The organism is Oscillatoria nigro-viridis PCC 7112 (assembly GCF_000317475.1).
GTDB lineage: Bacteria > Cyanobacteriota > Cyanobacteriia > Cyanobacteriales > Microcoleaceae > Microcoleus > Microcoleus nigroviridis.
Window position 1 is genome coordinate 6,818,131 of the sequence record NC_019729.1, and the last position, 18,627, is coordinate 6,836,757.

18 protein-coding genes are annotated in these 18,627 nt (G+C 43.0%); 11 read left to right on the forward strand and 7 right to left on the reverse strand.

The window, feature by feature from the left end; translation table 11 throughout:
- Positions 1 to 106 precede the first annotated feature (106 nt).
- Entirely contained in the window at positions 107 to 1,453 is a 1,347-nt protein-coding gene (locus tag OSC7112_RS28355) for a helix-turn-helix domain-containing protein (RefSeq protein WP_015179119.1), read from the reverse strand.
- A gap of 202 nt (positions 1,454 to 1,655) precedes the next feature.
- Here OSC7112_RS28355 and OSC7112_RS28360 point away from each other — a divergent pair, with 202 nt between their 5' ends.
- The 8 genes from OSC7112_RS28360 (at position 1,656) to ileS (ending at position 11,244) form a co-directional block, all read left to right on the forward strand.
- The gene (locus OSC7112_RS28360; protein ID WP_150111620.1) at positions 1,656 to 1,994 is read left to right on the forward strand and encodes a hypothetical protein; all 339 of its coding nucleotides are present in this window, start codon (positions 1,656 to 1,658) and stop codon (positions 1,992 to 1,994) included.
- Between the two features lie 79 nt (positions 1,995 to 2,073).
- Positions 2,074 to 2,745 carry a VWA domain-containing protein gene (locus tag OSC7112_RS28365; RefSeq protein ID WP_015179121.1) on the forward strand — a complete coding sequence of 224 codons (672 nt, stop codon included), beginning with the start codon at positions 2,074 to 2,076 and terminating at the stop codon, positions 2,743 to 2,745.
- Positions 2,746 to 2,844: 99 nt separating this feature from the next.
- Positions 2,845 to 4,647, forward strand: a complete 1,803-nt coding sequence (locus tag OSC7112_RS28370; RefSeq protein ID WP_015179122.1) for a protein phosphatase 2C domain-containing protein — start codon at positions 2,845 to 2,847, stop codon at positions 4,645 to 4,647.
- 6 nt (positions 4,648 to 4,653) lie between these two features.
- Positions 4,654 to 5,649, forward strand: a complete 996-nt coding sequence (locus OSC7112_RS28375) for a protein kinase domain-containing protein (RefSeq protein ID WP_015179123.1) — start codon at positions 4,654 to 4,656, stop codon at positions 5,647 to 5,649.
- A 15-nt stretch (positions 5,650 to 5,664) separates the two neighbouring features.
- Complete coding sequence (locus OSC7112_RS28380; protein WP_015179124.1) at positions 5,665 to 6,243, forward strand: hypothetical protein; 579 nt, start codon at positions 5,665 to 5,667, stop codon at positions 6,241 to 6,243.
- Positions 6,244 to 6,428: 185 nt separating this feature from the next.
- Positions 6,429 to 6,839 carry an Npun_F0494 family protein gene (locus tag OSC7112_RS28385; protein ID WP_015179125.1) on the forward strand — a complete coding sequence of 137 codons (411 nt, stop codon included), beginning with the start codon at positions 6,429 to 6,431 and terminating at the stop codon, positions 6,837 to 6,839.
- Between the two features lie 419 nt (positions 6,840 to 7,258).
- Positions 7,259 to 7,390, forward strand: a complete 132-nt coding sequence (locus OSC7112_RS41980; protein WP_263053562.1) for a hypothetical protein — start codon at positions 7,259 to 7,261, stop codon at positions 7,388 to 7,390.
- A gap of 263 nt (positions 7,391 to 7,653) precedes the next feature.
- Positions 7,654 to 11,244 (forward strand): isoleucine--tRNA ligase, encoded by a 3,591-nt coding sequence (gene ileS, locus OSC7112_RS28390; RefSeq protein ID WP_015179126.1) that lies wholly within the window; start codon positions 7,654 to 7,656, stop codon positions 11,242 to 11,244.
- A gap of 83 nt (positions 11,245 to 11,327) precedes the next feature.
- Here ileS and OSC7112_RS28395 read toward each other — a convergent pair whose 3' ends face one another.
- The 3 genes from OSC7112_RS28395 to OSC7112_RS28405 all read right to left on the reverse strand — a co-directional run bounded on the left by OSC7112_RS28395 (position 11,328) and on the right by OSC7112_RS28405 (position 13,218).
- Positions 11,328 to 11,600, reverse strand: a complete 273-nt coding sequence (locus OSC7112_RS28395) for a hypothetical protein (RefSeq protein WP_223300709.1) — start codon at positions 11,598 to 11,600, stop codon at positions 11,328 to 11,330.
- Between the two features lie 108 nt (positions 11,601 to 11,708).
- Positions 11,709 to 12,221 (reverse strand): dihydrofolate reductase family protein, encoded by a 513-nt coding sequence (locus OSC7112_RS28400; protein WP_015179128.1) that lies wholly within the window; start codon positions 12,219 to 12,221, stop codon positions 11,709 to 11,711.
- Positions 12,222 to 12,327: 106 nt separating this feature from the next.
- Positions 12,328 to 13,218, reverse strand: coding sequence for a LysR substrate-binding domain-containing protein (locus tag OSC7112_RS28405; RefSeq protein ID WP_015179129.1), 891 nt, complete (start codon positions 13,216 to 13,218; stop codon positions 12,328 to 12,330).
- 160 nt (positions 13,219 to 13,378) lie between these two features.
- On the opposite strand from OSC7112_RS28405, the gene OSC7112_RS28410 reads away from it, so the two are divergent.
- A complete protein-coding gene (locus OSC7112_RS28410; RefSeq protein ID WP_015179130.1) occupies positions 13,379 to 14,263 on the forward strand; it encodes an aspartoacylase in 885 nt (294 codons plus the stop codon).
- A gap of 11 nt (positions 14,264 to 14,274) precedes the next feature.
- On the opposite strand, the gene OSC7112_RS28415 is transcribed toward OSC7112_RS28410, so the two are convergent.
- A complete protein-coding gene (locus OSC7112_RS28415) occupies positions 14,275 to 14,976 on the reverse strand; it encodes a phosphatase PAP2 family protein (RefSeq protein WP_015179131.1) in 702 nt (233 codons plus the stop codon).
- 160 nt (positions 14,977 to 15,136) lie between these two features.
- Between OSC7112_RS28415 and OSC7112_RS28420 the strand changes: the two genes are divergently transcribed.
- Complete coding sequence (locus tag OSC7112_RS28420; protein WP_015179132.1) at positions 15,137 to 16,216, forward strand: M23 family metallopeptidase; 1,080 nt, start codon at positions 15,137 to 15,139, stop codon at positions 16,214 to 16,216.
- A gap of 285 nt (positions 16,217 to 16,501) precedes the next feature.
- Positions 16,502 to 17,713: an RNA-guided endonuclease InsQ/TnpB family protein gene (locus OSC7112_RS28425; RefSeq protein WP_015179133.1), complete on the forward strand. Its 1,212-nt coding sequence runs from the start codon at positions 16,502 to 16,504 to the stop codon at positions 17,711 to 17,713.
- 11 nt (positions 17,714 to 17,724) lie between these two features.
- On the opposite strand, the gene OSC7112_RS28430 is transcribed toward OSC7112_RS28425, so the two are convergent.
- On the reverse strand, positions 17,725 to 18,288 hold the full coding sequence (locus OSC7112_RS28430; RefSeq protein ID WP_015179134.1) for a Uma2 family endonuclease: 564 nt from the start codon (positions 18,286 to 18,288) through the stop codon (positions 17,725 to 17,727).
- 46 nt (positions 18,289 to 18,334) lie between these two features.
- Positions 18,335 to 18,568 (reverse strand): hypothetical protein, encoded by a 234-nt coding sequence (locus OSC7112_RS28435; RefSeq protein WP_015179135.1) that lies wholly within the window; start codon positions 18,566 to 18,568, stop codon positions 18,335 to 18,337.
- Between the last annotated feature and the right edge of the window lie 59 nt (positions 18,569 to 18,627).

Sequence of the window (18,627 nt, forward strand, 5' to 3'; positions counted from 1 at the left end):
GCAGGGGGGCAGAAACCGGGTTTTTTTACGAAAATACTGAGTTCCAACCCGCAGACAAGGTAAAAAACCCGGTTTCTTTGGTAGGAGTGGGTAAGTCCTGAGTTAATTAATCTTGACAACAAGTTCTAACATATTCTCGAACAACAAGAGATAAATCAAACAATACTTTCTCTCCTTCTATTCTTTGGAGTAAATAACGTTGACCCAACGATCGCAACCCATTCATTAAGTCCGTTGATGACAGAGATAAACTTTGGCTTAAATCTTCTCTTGACACAGGTACATCGAATTTACTTAATTGTAAAAGAATCTCTTGCTCTGTGGGTGATAGCCGTTTGAATAATTCAGTCAACCGAGATTTCATATCCTTAGTGACAATTAAACTATCTTCTTTTAAGAAATCAGCAACTTTGCCCCCAAATATATTTTTAATTAAACTTGCAATATCTTTTAAATAAACGGGATTACCTCCGTATAAATCACTCAAATCTGTCCAGGCTTCATCATCTTTGAATCCCCATTTTTTTACGATTTCTGTATTGTCTAATCCTTGTAACTCTAAGCACTTAATAGGATATAAATCCTCATCCAGACTAATCATTTCTTGACATGGTTCCTGACTAATTAAGATTAAACTACTTTGATGTTCTATATTTGCGATCGTTGTCAATAAATTTTGGTAAGTTTTATATTCTGTTTTGAACTCTCCTGCCAATTCTCCCTTACTAAATAATTCTTGGAAATCATCAAGGACGATTAAACATCTTTGTTGACGCAAAAGATTAAAAAACTGAGTTAACTTATTATCAGTTTGAATAGAATCGCGATCGACACCGATTAAAGTTTCATTAATAATGCCATCTAAAGATTGAGATAGTTTGAGGTTTTTCCAGATTACTACCTCAAAATGTTGTAAATTTAGGTCAACAAACTGTTTAACTAGCGTGGTTTTGCCAATTCCACTTAATCCTAAAACTGAGACTAGATGAACATTTTGGTCGATTAACCAGCGGGAGAGGGTTTGAAGTTCGGTTGTGCGATCGTAAAAACTGGTGATTTTAGGGGCTAGGCTTAAATCGTGATACAGAGATTTATGATTAACATTGGAATTGGAATTTTCATTATTTGCTTGATAAGCGGATGAGCAAAAATTAAAGTTATGATTGCTAGCTACATTAATAATTTGTGGTGATGTTGTATTCAACCTTGTTATAGTAGAGCGAAAATTATGCTTATTAATATCTTCGCCTAACTGTTTAGAGAAAATTTGCCATAGCTGACGCCCAATATTTCTAACACGACTTTCGCTACGCTTACAATCATCAGCAATTTCATCATACGTTTTTCCCTGGTAAACCCCTGTAATTACAGCTTTTTGAATATCATCCAAGTGTTTTCCCGTTTTGGTGAATACCAACCTATCGGCACATTGTAAAACCTCTGTAACATCCATAAAATGTATCCACAGTAAATTTGGGTAATTATAGTATATTTTAAGACATTATATTAAATTTTGTTGATTTTGATTTGATTATTGGAAAAAACACAAGATAAAATAAGACATTTTAAGCTTGTGCTCGCTTTAAAAATTATGTATACTGAAATTTACAATCTTGTTTTGAGCAAAGCACTTTAATATGTCAATGCCCCAAAAAATGACTGATGCTAATCTGAGATCGATTCCATCCGGTCTCTCTGGCATTTACGCAATATACCATGATTTTGATGGAGAAATTGATACTGCTTATGTAGGAAGGGCCAAAGGGACACCCGGAAGTTGTATTAAGACAAGACTGCAAAAACATTTTAGTGGTAAAGATAAGCAGCGCATTGGAACTGTGATATCCAGCCACCAAGATGACTTTTTCTTTTCTTATGAAGTGATTGAAAGTTATGAAAAATTAAAAAGAATTGAAAAATCCGAAATTTTCAAGATCCTACCAGCGGGAAACGTCCAACGCAATTTCAAAATTGAAGATTTAGGTATAGAGTGAGCGAATTAGAAATTTCAAAAAAATTCATCTTGCTCAGACAAAGTTCAACATAAGTTAATTACAAGAGAGGTAAAAGTTTATGAGTGATGGTCAAAGTGTTAAGTATGCAGTGGACTTGGTGATGTGTATTGATGGCACTGGTTCAATGGGTCATTTAATTGAAGAAGTGAAGTCAGCCGCTCTCAAGTTTTACGAGCAGCTAGAAGCTAAGATGAAAGAAAAGAGTAAAAAAATAGATCAACTCAGAGCTAGGGTAATTGTATTTCGGGATTATTGGGCCGATCCCGCCGATAAAGTGATGCAATGTTCAGAATTTTTTGACTTGCGATCGCAGTCCTCCGATTTTGCTAATTTTGTCTCTCCAATTAAAGCTGACGGTGGTGGGGATGAACCGGAAAATGGCTTAGAAGCGGTTGGCTTAGCACTTAAGTCAAACTGGGAAAAAGGAGACTTTAGCAAGCAGCGATATGTGGTCGTTGTTTACACCGATGCTAGCGCTCATAGTTTAGACAAAAGCCCTAAACCCAGTCACTATCCTAATGATATACCAAAAAGCTTTGATGATTTGACTGATTACTGGCACGATATACCAACATCAGCCAAGCGTTTATTACTGTTTGCACCTGATGCTGAACCATGGACAATGATGAGTAGCTGGGAAAATACGATTCATTATGTTTCGGAAGCAGGTAATGGATTAGAAGAAGTAGAAATAGATCAAATTTTAGAAGCGATATCGGGGAGCATATAAGCAGGTTTGTTAATTAGCTATCTAAGTTAACTTAATTACAGAAATATGTATTAAGTTAACTTTTAAAATTACCTACAATCTTCAAAAAAACCATCAATTATGGCTATGACTAAATTTAATTTAGTAGTAAATATAGAAGTTGCTGAAGACAAAGGCGAAGATGCCAACCTAGCTGAAGATTTTGGACAAACTTTCTTGATGGGCGTGTTTGACGGATTAGGAGGCCGATCGGCTGGTTACGGTGGTAAAACAGGGGGACGTATTGCCTCAGAAGAATCATGTCAAATCAGCAAAACATTCTTCAAACAATGGCGCGGTGAAATAAAGCCAGAAAATGTCATTCAATTGCAACAGCAGATTTGCCGATCGCTGAAAATTAAAGCAGATATCGAAATGCAGCCGAAAACTTCATCTCGGCTAAAAGGTTCTTTAGTGGAACATAAACTTTGTACAACGATCGCCCTGGCTAGCATTCCCAAGCAAAAAGGACAAGAAAGAATTTTTGAAGCTAACTTGGCTTGGATGGGAGATTCACGAATTTATTTTCTCAGTCCAACTAAAGGTTTACAACAACTTACCAAAGATGACTTAGTAACTCCCAAAGATGCCTTAGAAATGCTGAGACAAGATCCACCCATGTCTCAATATTTAACCGCCGATATAAATCCGACATGGCAAATTCATTTTCAGCATTATGATATTAAAGAACCTGGCTGTTTTTTAGCTTGTACTGACGGCTGTTTTCAGTATTTTTCGGCTCCTTGGGAATTTGAAAAGTTGTTGCTAGAGAGGCTCTATAAGTCAGAAGGGGATACAATGGATAAAAATACTTGGCAAGAATTAATTAAACAAAGATACACAGAGATTAAGCAAGATGATGTTTCTTTAATTCTCTATCCAGTAGGATTTAATGGGATAAAGCACTTAAAGAGTTCTTATCAAGAACGTTTGCAGTATCTCCAAGAAAACTTTATTGCTCCTACGGCTAATGCTCGCTATGAGGATGTACAAACTCTGTGGGAAAAGTATAGAATTGATTATGAATATTATTTTCAATTTATTCAAGATATTCAGCCAATAGCTACTCCTAAACTACCCGTATCAGAAGATTATTCATCCAGTTCAGTCGCTTCAGTCACTTCTAGTTCTAGTACAAATCCATTTAAAGAACTTAGCCAAACATCTAGAGAAAAAGCAGCAGCAAAAGCTGAAGAAATTCAAAGTTTATTGAACCAGGCTTACTCTTATTATGAAAATAATCGCTTAAAAGAAGCTGAAAATGTGTGCATTCAAGTTTTGAAGATTGAGGTTCATCACAGTAAAGCTAAATATCTTTTAGGATTGATTTACACTAAATTAGCTTTTACCGAAAGCAATTATAACAGAGGAGAGTTATTCAAAAAAGCGGCTTCCAACTTTGAGGAACTTGTTTTAAACAAGTCGGCTGTGGAAAAACTTATAGCTGTCGAAAAAATTGTGGAATCATATCAAATTTTAGGTTGTATTTACTATTATTTAAATAACCCAAATAAGTCAGTTGATTGTTATCAAAAATTTTTTAAGAGTGAGGGTTCAGACAAATTAGACAACTGGCAGGAGCACTTGAACTTTTTTGTGATGTCTCTGAGGAAATCCACAGGCAATAAATGCGACTCTGCTAATTCAGCTATACAATTTTGTCACCGTCTAGTTCATAATAATAAACTCTTACCTTATGGTAAAAATACTGTAATTTACTACTTTATGGCACAGCTACAAGAAATAGAAGGAGAATTCAATGCAGCCTTGAATAGTCTTCAAAGAGTCTTGGAAAATTCTTTGCAACTGGATCATAAAATGCACCAAGAAGCGCAACAAATGTATTATAAAATTATGAATAAGTTGAACGGCAGGAGATATTAATAACAGATGTCTTACAAAAAAGGTGATGTTATTGCGGAAAAATATGTAGTAACCCGTGATTTTGATAGTGCTAACGGTGGTCAATGTCAATGGGGTTTTGCTATATACAATGGCAACGAATATTTTGTCAAAAAATTCCTCAGTCCAGTTTATCCAGGCAAAGATGCACCAGGAAGCGAAAAAGGAAAACAAAAGCGGCGCGATCAGTGTGAAGAATTTGCTAGAAAGCAGCTAGCTATTCAAACAGCACTATCTGCTTGTGGTGCAGGGGGATCAGTAGTAGTGATGGTGGACTTTTTTAAGTACGGTGATGATTATGGCGAACATTTTTTCAAAGTCTGCCAAAAAGTCGATACCAGTTCCTTATCAAAGGAAATACATACACTAAAGCCCAAAGAGCGTTTATTTGTCATGCTAACAGCAGCAGGCGCACTGAAAATTTTACACTCAAATGGGATTGTCCATCTTGACTTAAAACCAGATAATGTGCTGATTCAAAAATGGGAAGGGAGGCAAGTTGCTAAAATTATTGATTTTGATAGCAGCATTCTTGAAGGAGAATCGATCGCGGCAGAATTTTTAGTCGGCGATCCGGTATATTATTCCCCAGAATTTGCCAAACATATTGCCACAGCAGGAAAGACGCCTGCACCCACTAAAAAATCCGATATTTTTTCCCTGGGTTTAATTTTCACTCAATATTGGACAGGTACTCGTCCGATGTTATCAGAAAAGTATACTTATGCTCACGAAGCTATTCTGGATCGAAAAAAACTGGAATTACCATCGATTAAAAATACAACTAAATTGCGCGGTACTCTCATTGAAGATCCGCTAGATACAGAAGTGCGTAAATTAATAGCAGAGATGTTAGCTTTAAATTATGAAGAAAGACCTGATATTAATCAAGTTCATCAAAAAATTAAATATTTTTATAATAATGGCGCTCCACCTAAAGATGGTAGAAATAAGCTAATTATCAATCTGAAGTCGAAATTATAAACAAATCACTTTTTTATGAAAAAAACCTATCAGTGTAAAGGTTGTGGGAATGAAGTTGTTTCACTGATGAAGCCTTCAGAGTGTCAGGTTTGTACGGGACGAGAATGGACAAGATTAGCTACAAGTAAACCGATTGATTCAGGAGATGAAACTATGGCTATTGATAAAGATTTATTTTCTTCCTTTAAATTCCGCTCGACGATCGAGGGGTACTGCCGAGATATTGGCTGGAATATTTCTAGGATTGATAATGAAATAGCTGTAATTAAGTTTGATATGGAGTCTGGAACTACTCAAACTTTATTGATTGTCAAGTATGATTCTACTCTTGAATTTTCTTGTCCTAGTGGTTTAAAATTTGACGATATAGATGATGTCCCCCATAATCTATCTACGTTTCTTCTTGGAAAAAATGCTGAATATAAACTGGGTTTTTGGGCTTTGCAAAAACTCGGAGGCAAACAAACGTTTTCAATTATTCATAACGCAGAGATGAGTTTGATAGATGTTAATTATTTCGGTCGAGTAATAATTCGATTGATACAAGAATGTGATGATTTTGAAAGAAAAATTGAAGAGTTACTCAATAATTAATATGCGTTAGCGTAGTTATCCGTTAGGAATCGCTTTTTTGGATGTGGGTGTTGGAGGTTGAACGATCGATCCTCCCCAACACCCACCACTTCAACGGCTCAGTTGTGTCTATATTTTTCAGAAATCTACTCTCTTGACTATAAATAGGTGATGATAAAAGTAGTAGCTACTCAAAAGTTCTCTCAATGACTTTTATCCCATCCGAAGCGTTTAAATCTATTAGTTATCCCGATCGCACTGTCAAAAGAGCCGATCGCGCCGTCCGCTGTTCCCCTTTTGAATTACACTTCTTCCAGACCATCCGCGATAACAGTGTTTTCCTAAGTGCGATCGCCTCAAATGCGGGTGTCGAAAGCGGCTACACCCGATCGCCCGTATCCGAACTCGCAGCCGAAAACTCCCTGCTGTGGCTGATCCAAGTCGGCGTGTTGCGGCGGGAAGTAGACGGACAAGGGATTACCGACAGTTTTCGCCTCACTCCCCTGGGCCGCCAACTCGTGGAAAAATGGGAACAGCAAGGACAGGGAGTGCCGGCCGCGTCATTGTGCGATCGCATGGGAAATGCCGTTAGCCGGGGGTTGGGAGTATTTCTCTGAGGGGTTTTCACTTGCCCTAGTCCGACATTCCGACATTCCGACATTCCGACAGGGAATGAATTCCCTGTCTCATAGCGAAAGTCGGTTGAAACCGACTGCAAGTGTCAATTCAATTCGATGTTGAGTTTCGCCTAAAACCGACTGCAAGTCTCTATTTAACTCGATGTTGAGTTGTGCATTGCACGTCAATCAACCTCCTCAGTCCTCTTGCAGAGGACTTGCGCTATGAGACAGACAGTCCGACAGGGAATGAATTCCCTGTCTCATAGCGAAAGTCGGTTGAAACCGACTGCAAGTGTCAATTCAATTCGATGTTGAGTTTCCCCTAAAACCGACTGCAAGTCTCTATTTAACTCGATGTTGAGTTGTGCATTGCACGTCAATCAACCTCCTCAGTCCTCTTGCAGAGGACTTGCGCTATGAGACAGGGATTTCAATCCCTGTCGGACTCGCCGTCAAACGAGTTAGACAGGGATCGCATCCCCGTTCCCACCTTCGCGGCATCCTTTAATCTCACCGTCGGTGAAATGTTCAGTTGGCTGAGTGAGTAGCGCCACCTCGGTTTATGAATGATTTAACCGCAGAGGGCGCAGAGGGCGCAGAGTCCGAGAAGAGAGAGAGCTCTACGGATTTGGTTCGATCGAATGTGCGGTCGATCGCCTATACTAGAATATCTGGTTGTCAGCTCTTCAAGGACGAGAGAGGACTAAAGTTGTCACTACAAACTTAATTATGATTATTTAACCGGACTTGATATCATCTCTCAAATAACCGCTAACTACTAACAACTAACTACATAAAAAGTTTGTCAAAAATGGAAGCTAAATCTTACAAAGACACGGTAAATCTGCCCAAAACCAAGTTTGATATGCGCGCCAACGCCGTCAAACGGGAACCAGAACTGCAACAATTTTGGGCAGATCGAGAAATCTACGATCGCCTTTCGGAAAATAACCCAGGCGATTTGTTCGTCCTCCACGACGGCCCACCCTACGCTAACGGACAACTCCACATCGGCCACGCCCTCAACAAAATCCTCAAAGACTTTATCAACCGCTACCAAATCCTGCGCGGCAAAAAAGTCCGCTACGTGCCGGGTTGGGATTGTCACGGATTGCCGATCGAACTTAAAGTATTGCAGAACATGAAATCGGACGATCGGCTAAATCTTACGCCGATCGAACTCCGCCGCAAAGCCTCCGCCTTCGCGCAGCAAACAATGGAACAGCAGCGCGAATCCTTCCAGCGCTACGGCGTTTGGGGCGACTGGAAACACCCGTATTTAACCCTGAAACCCGAATACGAAGCCGCCCAAATCGGCGTTTTCGGTCAAATGGTTCTCAAAGGCTACATCTACCGCGGCTTTAAACCGGTTCACTGGAGCCCGAGCTCGAAAACAGCCCTCGCCGAAGCCGAATTGGAATATCCCGAAGGCCACACGTCGCGCAGCATCTACGTGGGCTTCCACGTGAAAAAATTGTCAAAATCCCTGCAAACGAAGCTCAAGCGCTATATGCCGAGCCTCTGGGCGGCGATTTGGACGACTACCCCCTGGACGATTCCGGCAAACTTGGCGATCGCAGTCAATCCCGAACTGACTTATGCGGTGGTGGAACCGCCGGCAAATTCCCACATCGCGCAACAATTTATGTTAGTAGCTGTCGATGCGGTCGATCGGCTGTCGGCAACTTTTAACACTGAATTAAAAATACTTGCCACCTTCAAAGGCAAAGAATTAGAAGGCTGCATCTACAAACACCCGCTGTTCGATCGCGAAAGTCCAATTGTTGCCGGTGGCGACTACATTACCGCTGATTCCGGGACGGGATTGGTGCACACTGCCCCCGGCCACGGACAAGAAGACTTTATAGTAGGAAAACGCTGCGGTTTGCCAGTTTTAACGCCCGTAGACGAGAACGGAAATTTCACCGCAGAAGCCGGACAGTTCGCAGGTTTAAATGTCCTAGGAAATGGCAATGCGGCAGTGATTGATGCCCTTGCCGAAGCAAATTGTTTGATTAAAGAGGAAAGTTACGCTCACTCTTATCCTTACGATTGGCGCACGAAAAAGCCGACTATTTTTAGGGCGACGGAACAGTGGTTTGCCTCCGTTGAAGGGTTCCGAGATGAAGCCTTAAAAGCGATCGCCGATGTGAATTGGATTCCCGCCCAAGGGGAAAATCGGATTACTGCAATGGTGGGCGATCGATCGGATTGGTGTATTTCTCGCCAGCGGACTTGGGGCGTTCCCATTCCCGTATTCTACGACGAAGAAACCAACGAACCGCTGTTAAATGAAGAAACCATCGCCCACGTGCAAGGCATCTTTGCCGAACGCGGTTCGGATGCTTGGTGGGAATTGTCGATCGATGAATTGCTGCCGGAATCTTACCGCAATAACGGCCGCACTTACCGCAAGGGCACAGACACGATGGATGTGTGGTTTGATTCCGGTTCTTCCTGGGCCGCAGTTGCCAAAGGTCGATCGGAATTAAACTATCCTGCTGATATCTATTTGGAAGGTTCAGACCAACACCGCGGCTGGTTTCAATCCAGCTTGCTGACTAGTGTAGCAACTAACGGCGTTGCTCCTTACAAAACTGTTTTGACTCACGGTTTTGTGCTCGATGAAAAAGGGCGCAAGATGAGCAAATCTGAAGGAAATGTCGTCGATCCGGCCGTCGTAATTAAGGAATACGGCGCCGATGTTTTGCGGTTGTGGGTGTCTTCGGTAGACTACTCTGCAGACGTGCCTTTGGGCAAAAACATTCTCAAACAGCAGTCGGATGTTTACCGGAAAATTCGCAATACAGCTAAGTTTTTGCTGGGCAATTTGCACGACTTCGATCCGGCAAAGGATGCCGTTGCTTGCGAGGAATTGCCGGAACTCGACCGCTATATGCTGCACAGAATGGGCGAAGTTTTTGCGGAAGTCCAAGATGCTTTTGAAAGCTTCCAATTTTCCAGATTTTTCCAAACTGTGCAGAATTTTTGCACGGTGGATTTGTCGAATTTTTACTTGGATATTGCCAAAGACAGACTTTACATCAGCGCGACAGATACCCGTCGCCGCCGCAGTTGTCAGACGGTGATTGCAATTGCTGTGGAGAATTTAGCAAGGGCGATCGCACCTGTTTTGTGTCACATGGCCGAGGATATTTGGCAGTACCTTCCCTATCCGACTCCTTACAAGTCCGTGTTTGAAGCCGGCTGGGTGCAAATTGATGCTTCGTGGCACAATCCAGAATTGGCTGCGCGCTGGCAGTATTTGCGGCAAGTGCGCGGCGAAGTTAACAAGGTTTTGGAAAAAGCCCGGATTGAAAAGGCGATCGGTTCTTCCTTGGAAGCTAAGGTTTTATTGTACGTTCCCGATGTTGAGAAAAGAGAGCAATTGCAAGCTTTGAATCCCAGCAGCGAAGAATTGGTGGATTACGTGCGATCGCAAAATTCAGTCATCGAGTTAGCGGCAGAGGAGAAAGCAAAAGCAGCACAAGATCGACAGGAAGAACAAGCGGCAAAAGTTGCCAAAGTCTTGACAGAAAACACAGTTTATGTTGAGGCGGAAACGATCGCAGAAAAGGGCGATCGATCTTCTAAGATAGTAGAGTATTCCGCCCCTGAACTGTCGGCTTCAGATTCTGGGCCAATCTTAGATCGAGCCGCCGAGTTTGTGGCTAATTTACCTGAATACGCGGGCAACTTTTTTACAGAATACCAACAAGCGCTGGTAACACTTGGGCTGTTAGCCTCTGTGTTAGTAACGGGCAGAGTAACGCTGGCGATTTTGGATACGATGAATCAGATTCCGGTGTTGGGAGGCCTCTTTGAAGTCATCGGCATCTTATTTACAATCTGGTTTGCTTTCCGTCACTTGTTGTTTGCCGCCAACCGTCAAGAAATTGCAGAACAAATTGATTTCCTGATAGCAGATGTGGTGGGCCGGAGTACAGCGCTTGTACTTGCAGAAACAAAGGCGATCGTCCTCGCACCGGCATTGGATACAGCGCTTGTGCTTGTAGAAACACAGCCGATCGCACAAACAGCCCCAGCCGAAAAAGTGTTTGTAGAAACACCCCAAATCCCGCAAGCAGAATTAGTTGCGATCGAACCCAAACCAGAAATTCCTGCTGAAATAGCTGCAGGGCACGATTCTACAATGACCGGCAACGGTGTAGACGAACTGCGGTATTTGTTCATTACTTCGGAAGTGGAACTGGTAGAATCGAATGCAATTATGCAAGAATTGCCGTACAGTTATCAGTCTCCCGAGTTGGCGATTGGTGTAGTCAAAGCAGACGGCGAAAAGTGCGATCGTTGCTGGAACTACTCTACTCACGTCGGAGAGTCGATCGAACATCCGCTAATTTGCGAACGCTGCGTTTCAGCAGTAGACGGCAAATTCTAACGTAGGCTGCGCTTCGGGAAAAATTCTTGAGTTTGTGGTAGCCACATTCACCCCGAAGCGCACCCTACAATAACTTCATTTACTTATTTCTGATTAAAAAAACGGCAGACGATTTCACCAGGGTTGTTTTGTCCAAACGCCAAAACAGTGCCATCTTTCTTAACCGTAGTGCGATCGCGGCAATTGTAGACTTCCAGAGGCTGTTTCACTCCGTCAACACTCAGAATTACCCTGTATTCCCAATAGTTTTTCGCACTGCGTTTGATATCGACAATGCAAATCTCGCTTCCTCGATAATTGCGGCATACAGAGGCCTCAGCAGGAAGCGCCACCCAGAAAAAAAATATTAATAACAAAAAGTAACAAACACATTTCATCATCAGCCAAATTACTAAGTTTTATCCTACGTTTTTTGATAATCAAGTGACAGTATTTTGCAAGCGACTTAGCAATTGGGCGCGCCCTCAAGTGGTGACATCGTAAGATAGCTGAACCATACCAGAACTGTATGTCTGACATCCAGTTAACTGCAAAGCTGTAGTATTTATGGGATTAACAAATAAAGGGATTCCCTCGCCCAAAATAATCGGGTGCACCGAGAGAATAACCTCGTTGACAAAGTTTTGATTCAGGAAATCGCGAATCAGCAAAGAACCTCCCACTAACCAAATATTTTTGCCCTCAAGCAAGCGCAAATCATTGACAAAACTGTCTAAATGTGTTACCACTTCGACATCATAAGTGGCTTGAAAATCTAGATTTTTCGTAAAAACATAACTCTTTTTTTCCTGGTACGGATACTCGCCAAAAGTTAGAACTTGTTCGTAAGTCTTTCGACCCATGAGAACCGTATCGATGCTATCTAAGAATTTAGTATAACCGTAATTTTGGTCTGTAAACAGCCAGTCAATATCGCCATTCGTTCGGGCGATATAACCGTCCAGACTAGATGCAATGAATAGTACAATTTTCCGCATGGCAACACCTCGATAAATCCTATACAGATAGTTTATAATACTACAGCGGTTTTCTGGAGTCGGGAGATACCTTTTGGTAATTGGTAATTTATCGGCTGTATCTCACCTATTTGGCCATCGCCTTTGTCACTTCCAAAAACTCGCGCAAAATCGGCGAATTATCGTCTGCCCTCCATACCGCTGCCATCGGAACAGTTGGCGTAGATTCCGCAATACTTTTATAAATAACGCCCTTCCGTTGAATATTTTGAGCATTAGCCGGCAGCAAAGCAATTCCCACGCCGCCCGCGACTAAGCCGAGTATTGTCAGCATCATTGTCCCTTCTTGAATAACATTAGGAGAGAAACCAAATTGTTGGCACAAATGTTCTATTTGTTCGGACAAGCCGGGCGCAAATCGACGAGAGGGAAGAATAAACGATTCCTCTGCAAGTTCTTTTAAAGAAACTTGAAGTTCGTTAACTAACCGATGATTTTCTGGTAGTGCCGCAATCAAAGGTTCTTGCCAAATTGTCACTGAACATAAATCGGATTCTTGAATCATTGAGGACATTAAATGGAAAAACCCAACATCCAAATGCCGATCGCGCAGGGCTTGCAATTGCAGCGAGGTGGCTAACTCCCGCCAAATCAATTCCACTTTCGGAAATCGATCGCAATAAACTCGCAAAATATCCGGCAACAAACAGTTTGCCATCGAACTGTTAAAACCGACAATCAAACGCCCGATTTCTCCGCGACTGGCGCGTTTTGCGCTTTTGACAGCATTGTCCACCTGCGCGAGGATCGAACGAGTTTCTTCTAAAAAAACCTGTCCTGCCCAAGTTAACTGAAGGGGTCGTTTGGTGCGGTCGAACAACTGCACGTCAATTTCATCTTCCAGTGCCATAATTTGCTGGCTGAGAGGAGGCTGCGCCATGTGTAAACGTGCCGCAGCGCGACTGAAGTTCAACTCTTCTGCTACTGCAATGAAATACCGCAAATGTCGAAGTTCCATTAATTAGCCACTACTATATCTTTTAAATATAACGTACTACTTAATTAAATATTGGACATATACTAGAACCTTAGCTAATCTGGATAGTAAGACGTTATTAATCTCAAGTCAACAGACTTCGAGAGATATTGCGGCAGTTGGAATAGGAAGTTATTTGTTTATGAATCAAATTAAACGTGTTGCCATAGTGGGAGGAACCCACGGAAACGAACTCACAGGAATTTACCTCGTGAATAAATTCGATCGCGCGCCAGAGTTAATTGGGCGATCGACTTTTGAAACAATCACCCTGCTAGCCAATCCCAAAGCTTGCGAAATCGGGACGCGCTACGTCGATATCGACCTCAACCGCTGCTTTCGACAGGAAGATTTAGAAAATCCCCATCTCTCCAGCTATGAAGCCCAGCGGGCGAAAGAAATCTACGGCATTTTTAGCTCAAAAAACACTCATCAGCCCAAGGTAATTATCGATTTGCACAGCACCACCTCCAACATGGGGCTAACTTTTATTCTCGCCAGCCATCATCCATTTAACCTGCAACTAGCAGCTTATTTAACCTCTGTGCATCCCCACCTCAAGCTACTCGCTTCTACAACCAAGAGTCATGATAGTAATTTGCTGCGATCGCTTTCGGAATTAGGCGGTACGCTGGAAGTTGGTGCAGTCCCGCAAGGCGTATTAGATGCGTCTTTATTTCAGCAAACTGAGCAAGTTGTCAGCCGAATTTTAGACGGCGTAGAAGCCTACAATCAAGGCACAATCCCTCCTGCAAAAAATCCCCTGACTATTTATCACACCATTGGGGCGATCGACTATCCCAGAAACGAGAAGGGAGAAATTCAGGCAATGATTCATCCTCACCTGCAATCCAGAGATTATCAAGCCCTGAATCCCGGCGATCCGATGTTTTTGACCTTTGATGGCGAGTCGGTATTGTATGAAGGTAAATCGACCGTATATCCAATTTTTATTAACGAGGCAGCTTACTACGAAAAAGGGATTGCCATGTGTTTTACCCAAAAGCAAATAGTCAGTCTTGAGTAGAAATTTAAAAATTATTCTTGAGAATTGTCCGGTGACAAAAACTCTTCTTTAGAAGCCGTAGTCAAAGAACGCAATTCCTTCCATATTTCCAAACTGAGAATACAGGCGATCAGCCACACCACACCAGCCGTATAACCAGCAATAACATCGGTAGGCCAGTGAACTCCTAGGTAAAGCCTGCTCAAACCAATAGCAGCAATCAATACAACTGTCAAGCTGTAAATCGACCAGCGCTGCTTGGGAAAACGTGCACCCAAAAAATATCCTAGCAAACCGTAAATAACCATTGAAATCATCGCGTGTCCGCTAGGAAAACTGTAAAATGTTACATTAACAACGCGCTCCCAAAGTTGAGGTCGAGCGCGGGCAAAAAGTTTTTTTAACAGTAAATTTAAACCCATCGCTCCACCGCCGGCGATGGCAATAGTTGCAGCTTCCGATCGGTGATTGCGCGCTAGCAAAACAATACCCAACGTCAGACAAATCACTAGCAGCAACTTCGGCTCGCCCAAAAAGGTAAAGCCCAGCATTATTCGATCGCGCAGCGGAGTGTGCAGGCTCCTAAGATATAGTAAAATAGAGGTATCGAAAGCGTAACTTTCCTTTTCCAAGACCTCTTCGGCAATAGTGGAAAATCCCCACATCGCCAAAGCCGCCACAGCAAGCCCGGCCAGCCGAATTATCGAAATGAGCGATCGAATTTTAGAGCGCATTCTTGAAGTAATTAAAATTTTAAAAGTTCAAACTCAAAATAATACAACAAATATAGGAAACGAAAAAGCCTTACCAGTCGTCTAGATGATTGAGCAACTCTATTCTGAATGATTAATTGATTTTTCACTACCTACCTCAGCTTTTACCTCCAACGGGCGAATGACTATACTATCAAAAAAACACATTTCTGCAATTTTGTTGACCGTGGGGTTGACAAGTATTTCTAGCTGTGCTAATAACAGCGGAGTAAGTGCGCCGATCGCCGAAGCCCACACGATCGCCCAGCGTCTCGTCTCTTCCGCAGTCGCCCAAAAGCCCAACAACCCGCAATTCGGTAAGCCGATCGACTGTACCCTAGGCAAAGACTGTTTTGTGTTGCTGTATTTCGATCGCGATCCAGGCCCCACCGCCGTCGATTTTGGCTGCGGGCGCCAAACCTACGACGGCCACGACGGTACAGACTTTGCGATTCCCGACGCCAAAGCAATGGCAAAAGGAGTGCCAGTTATTGCCTCCGCAGCAGGCAAAGTTTTGCGATCGCGAGATGGTGTGGTCGATCGGCGTTTACAAAACGATACAGACAAAGCCAGCATCGCAGGCACAGAATGCGGCAACGGCATGGTAATCGACCACGGCGGTGGTTGGGAAGCCCAATACTGCCACCTCCGCAAAGGCAGCGTGGCCGTCAAACCGGGTACGCAGGTACAAAAAGGCACAGTTTTGGGCATGGTGGGAAACTCTGGGATGGCATCTTTCCCCCACGTACACGTAACTTTTCGCTATCAAGGCAAACCCGTAGATCCCTTTGTCGGCCCCGACGCCAAGTTAGGCTGCAACATCGCCCGCAATCCAATTTGGGACAAACCTCTGGACTATATTTCCACAGGTTTAATTAGGGCCGGTTTTGCCAATAAGCCACCCGATATCAACGCTGTCTGGGAAGGACAATTTTCAGAGACTCAACTCCCTGCAAACAGTCCAGCTTTGTTGTTTTGGGTGCAAAGTTACGGAGTGCTCAAGGGCGATCGCGAACAATACAAATTATTTGCACCCAACGGCACAACCATCGCCGATCGAACCAATGAAATTAAAGCCCCCAGCCGTACTTGGTTGGGCTATGTCGGCAAAAGAAACAGTACGAATTCTCCTCTGACTCCCGGAGTTTGGCGGGCCGAATACCGATTGATGCGGGGCGATCGAGTTTTGACAGAAGTCAAGCGAGAAGTTGAGTTGCGTTAGTCCGTTAACTGTTGACTGTTGACTGTTAACTGTTGACTGTTGTCAGTAGGGAAAAGTAAAAAATATTAAAAATAGGACACTCTTCCGAAGATTATAAATAATACCCTGAAAACCCCGCGACTTTAGTCCGGGGATGAAAGGGACAAAGAGGCTTTAGCCTCCCAGTCTATTTTCTGAGCTCTCAGGATGGCGCTGTCAAGTAAAACCATGTAAATCTTTGTGAACAACTAGAGGGATATTAAGCCGACTCTGGTAGCATAAGACTATCGTGATGAGGTCGAAGTCATGTTAGTTTTCGAGTTGAAAGCATACGGTAAAAAGCAGCAATTTGAAGCTGTAGACGAAGCAATTAGAACGGTGCAGTTCATCCGAAACAAAGCACTGCGGTTTTGGATGGACAACGAAAAAGTTGATCGATACGCATTGAACAAGTATAGCGCTGTTTTAGCTAAGGAATTTCCGTTTGGCGATGACTTGAATAGCATGGCTCGACAATCGAGCTCAGAAAGAGCGTGGGCGGCAATCTCCCGATTCTACGACAACTGTAAAAAGAAAGTCCCAGGAAAAAAAGGATTCCCGCAATTCCAGAAACACAACCGCTCCGTCGAATACAAGACTACGGGCTGGCGTCTGGCATACGACCGGAAATCAATCACTTTTACCGATAAAAAAGGAATCGGAACGCTCAAGTTAAAAGGAACGCGCGACTTACATTTCTCTCAGCGCAGTCAAATCAAACGAGTACGTTTGGTAAGGCGAGCAGACGGATATTATGTCCAGTTTTGCATTCAAGTTGACCGTTCTGAAAAGATTGAAATCACGGGTAACACCATCGGGTTAGATGTAGGACTTAAAGAGTTTTACACTGACTCAAATGGCATTGCAGTTGATAACCCGCGTTTCCTCCGCAAGGGAGAACGCAGGTTGAAGAAATCCCAAAAACGAGTTTCAAAACGAGTCAAGGGTTCGCAAAACAGAAAAAAAGCTAGAGCGATTCTAGGGAAGCGCCACCTCAAAATCAGCAGACAGCGTAAAGATTTTGCCGTGAAGTTGGCAAGATGCGTCATCCAGTCTAACGACTGCGTAGTCTACGAAGATTTGAGGATTAAAAATATGGTGAAGAATCACTCTCTAGCAAAATCGATTAACGACGCATCTTGGTATACGTTCCGAATTTGGCTGGAATATTTTGGCAAAGTATTCGGAAGAATTACGATTGCCGTACCAGCTAACGGAACAAGTCAAGAATGCTCTAGTTGCGGAACAATTGTTAAGAAAAGTCTCTCAACGCGAACCCACGCTTGTCGGTGTGGATGCGTATTAGATCGTGACTGGAACGCAGCTAAAAATATCCTGAGTCGGGGATTGAGTACGGCGGGGCACGTCGGAACTTGGATCTTAGATCCGAACGCTTGTGGAGAATTGACCGCTACCGATGTTGAAGTAATTCTGCACCGGCAAGTCGATTCTGCGAATCAAGAATCTCCTCGGCTTTAGCCAGGAGAGTGTCAATTCAGCAGCCAGCCAAATAATTCTCCGACACTCAACCGCAGTTCGTTAGCGAAGGACGGCACAGGTAGCAGCATTTTTGGTTCATCAAATACTGCTGTCTGTTGCTGGGGGACATAAACAAAAACGCATTGTTCGTCGGGATCGATCGGCCAGCCCATTTGAGTTTGATGATTTAAGCAGTGCAGAATATTTTTAGTAACTTTAGTTTGACTTTGGTCTGGCGACAAAATCTCAATTGTCCAATCAGGAGCTATGGGAAAGACATTAGCAATTTCGCCGTTATCATCGGCGGGAATTCTGTTCCAGACAAATACTGAAACATCAGGCACTGTTGACCTGCCGCCAAAGGTACACCGGAGTTCGGGAAATGCTCGTGCAACTTTTTTGGGTTTTAATATAGCGTTAATGAAAATAATTAGTTCGCATTGAGTCGCACTGTGTTTTCCTTGTGGCCTTGGCTTCTGAATAATTTGATTATCAATGTATTCGCTGGCGGGTTTGGTTTCGGGTAGTTGGAGAAACTCTTCTAAAGTTAAGGATTTTAATCTTGTTTGTACCATTTTAAGTTCACCTCTAATTAAGTAGATCTTTTAGCAGCAGTCTAGTCTAAGGCAAATTTTCCCAAGCTTGAGCCACAATGTCGCTCAGCCATAGCCTCTGAGCAAAATCGAGCAGATTGTCGTCGGCGAGTACCTCAGCCTTCAATTCATCCAAAGACTGAGATCGCGATCGAGCTATTTGAATCACACCCGCGATCGCCGACGCCACCAATTCTTCATTCAGCGGCTGCTGTCGCAAAGCAATCATTTCTTGAGGATTCGTAGGAATGGGATAATTCATAGGAGTGCATACCAAAGGGAGTAGATATTCAGCCGTTGCGCCCCCACCGAGAGCAAGAG

Bases quoted from the DNA above. Each gene is read 5' to 3' on its own strand.
- OSC7112_RS28355 (WP_015179119.1), bottom strand. From the start codon at position 1,453: ATGGATGTTACAGAGGTTTTACAATGTGCCGATAGGTTGGTATTCACC.
- OSC7112_RS28360 (WP_150111620.1), top strand. From the start codon at position 1,656: ATGACTGATGCTAATCTGAGATCGATTCCATCCGGTCTCTCTGGCATT.
- OSC7112_RS28365 (WP_015179121.1), top strand. From the start codon at position 2,074: ATGAGTGATGGTCAAAGTGTTAAGTATGCAGTGGACTTGGTGATGTGT.
- OSC7112_RS28370 (WP_015179122.1), top strand. From the start codon at position 2,845: ATGGCTATGACTAAATTTAATTTAGTAGTAAATATAGAAGTTGCTGAA.
- OSC7112_RS28375 (WP_015179123.1), top strand. From the start codon at position 4,654: ATGTCTTACAAAAAAGGTGATGTTATTGCGGAAAAATATGTAGTAACC.
- OSC7112_RS28380 (WP_015179124.1), top strand. From the start codon at position 5,665: ATGAAAAAAACCTATCAGTGTAAAGGTTGTGGGAATGAAGTTGTTTCA.
- OSC7112_RS28385 (WP_015179125.1), top strand. From the start codon at position 6,429: ATGACTTTTATCCCATCCGAAGCGTTTAAATCTATTAGTTATCCCGAT.
- OSC7112_RS41980 (WP_263053562.1), top strand. From the start codon at position 7,259: ATGAGACAGGGATTTCAATCCCTGTCGGACTCGCCGTCAAACGAGTTA.
- ileS (WP_015179126.1), top strand. From the start codon at position 7,654: ATGGAAGCTAAATCTTACAAAGACACGGTAAATCTGCCCAAAACCAAG.
- OSC7112_RS28400 (WP_015179128.1), bottom strand. From the start codon at position 12,221: ATGCGGAAAATTGTACTATTCATTGCATCTAGTCTGGACGGTTATATC.
- OSC7112_RS28405 (WP_015179129.1), bottom strand. From the start codon at position 13,218: ATGGAACTTCGACATTTGCGGTATTTCATTGCAGTAGCAGAAGAGTTG.
- OSC7112_RS28410 (WP_015179130.1), top strand. From the start codon at position 13,379: ATGAATCAAATTAAACGTGTTGCCATAGTGGGAGGAACCCACGGAAAC.
- OSC7112_RS28415 (WP_015179131.1), bottom strand. From the start codon at position 14,976: ATGCGCTCTAAAATTCGATCGCTCATTTCGATAATTCGGCTGGCCGGG.
- OSC7112_RS28420 (WP_015179132.1), top strand. From the start codon at position 15,137: ATGACTATACTATCAAAAAAACACATTTCTGCAATTTTGTTGACCGTG.
- OSC7112_RS28425 (WP_015179133.1), top strand. From the start codon at position 16,502: ATGTTAGTTTTCGAGTTGAAAGCATACGGTAAAAAGCAGCAATTTGAA.
- OSC7112_RS28430 (WP_015179134.1), bottom strand. From the start codon at position 18,288: ATGGTACAAACAAGATTAAAATCCTTAACTTTAGAAGAGTTTCTCCAA.
- OSC7112_RS28435 (WP_015179135.1), bottom strand. From the start codon at position 18,568: ATGAATTATCCCATTCCTACGAATCCTCAAGAAATGATTGCTTTGCGA.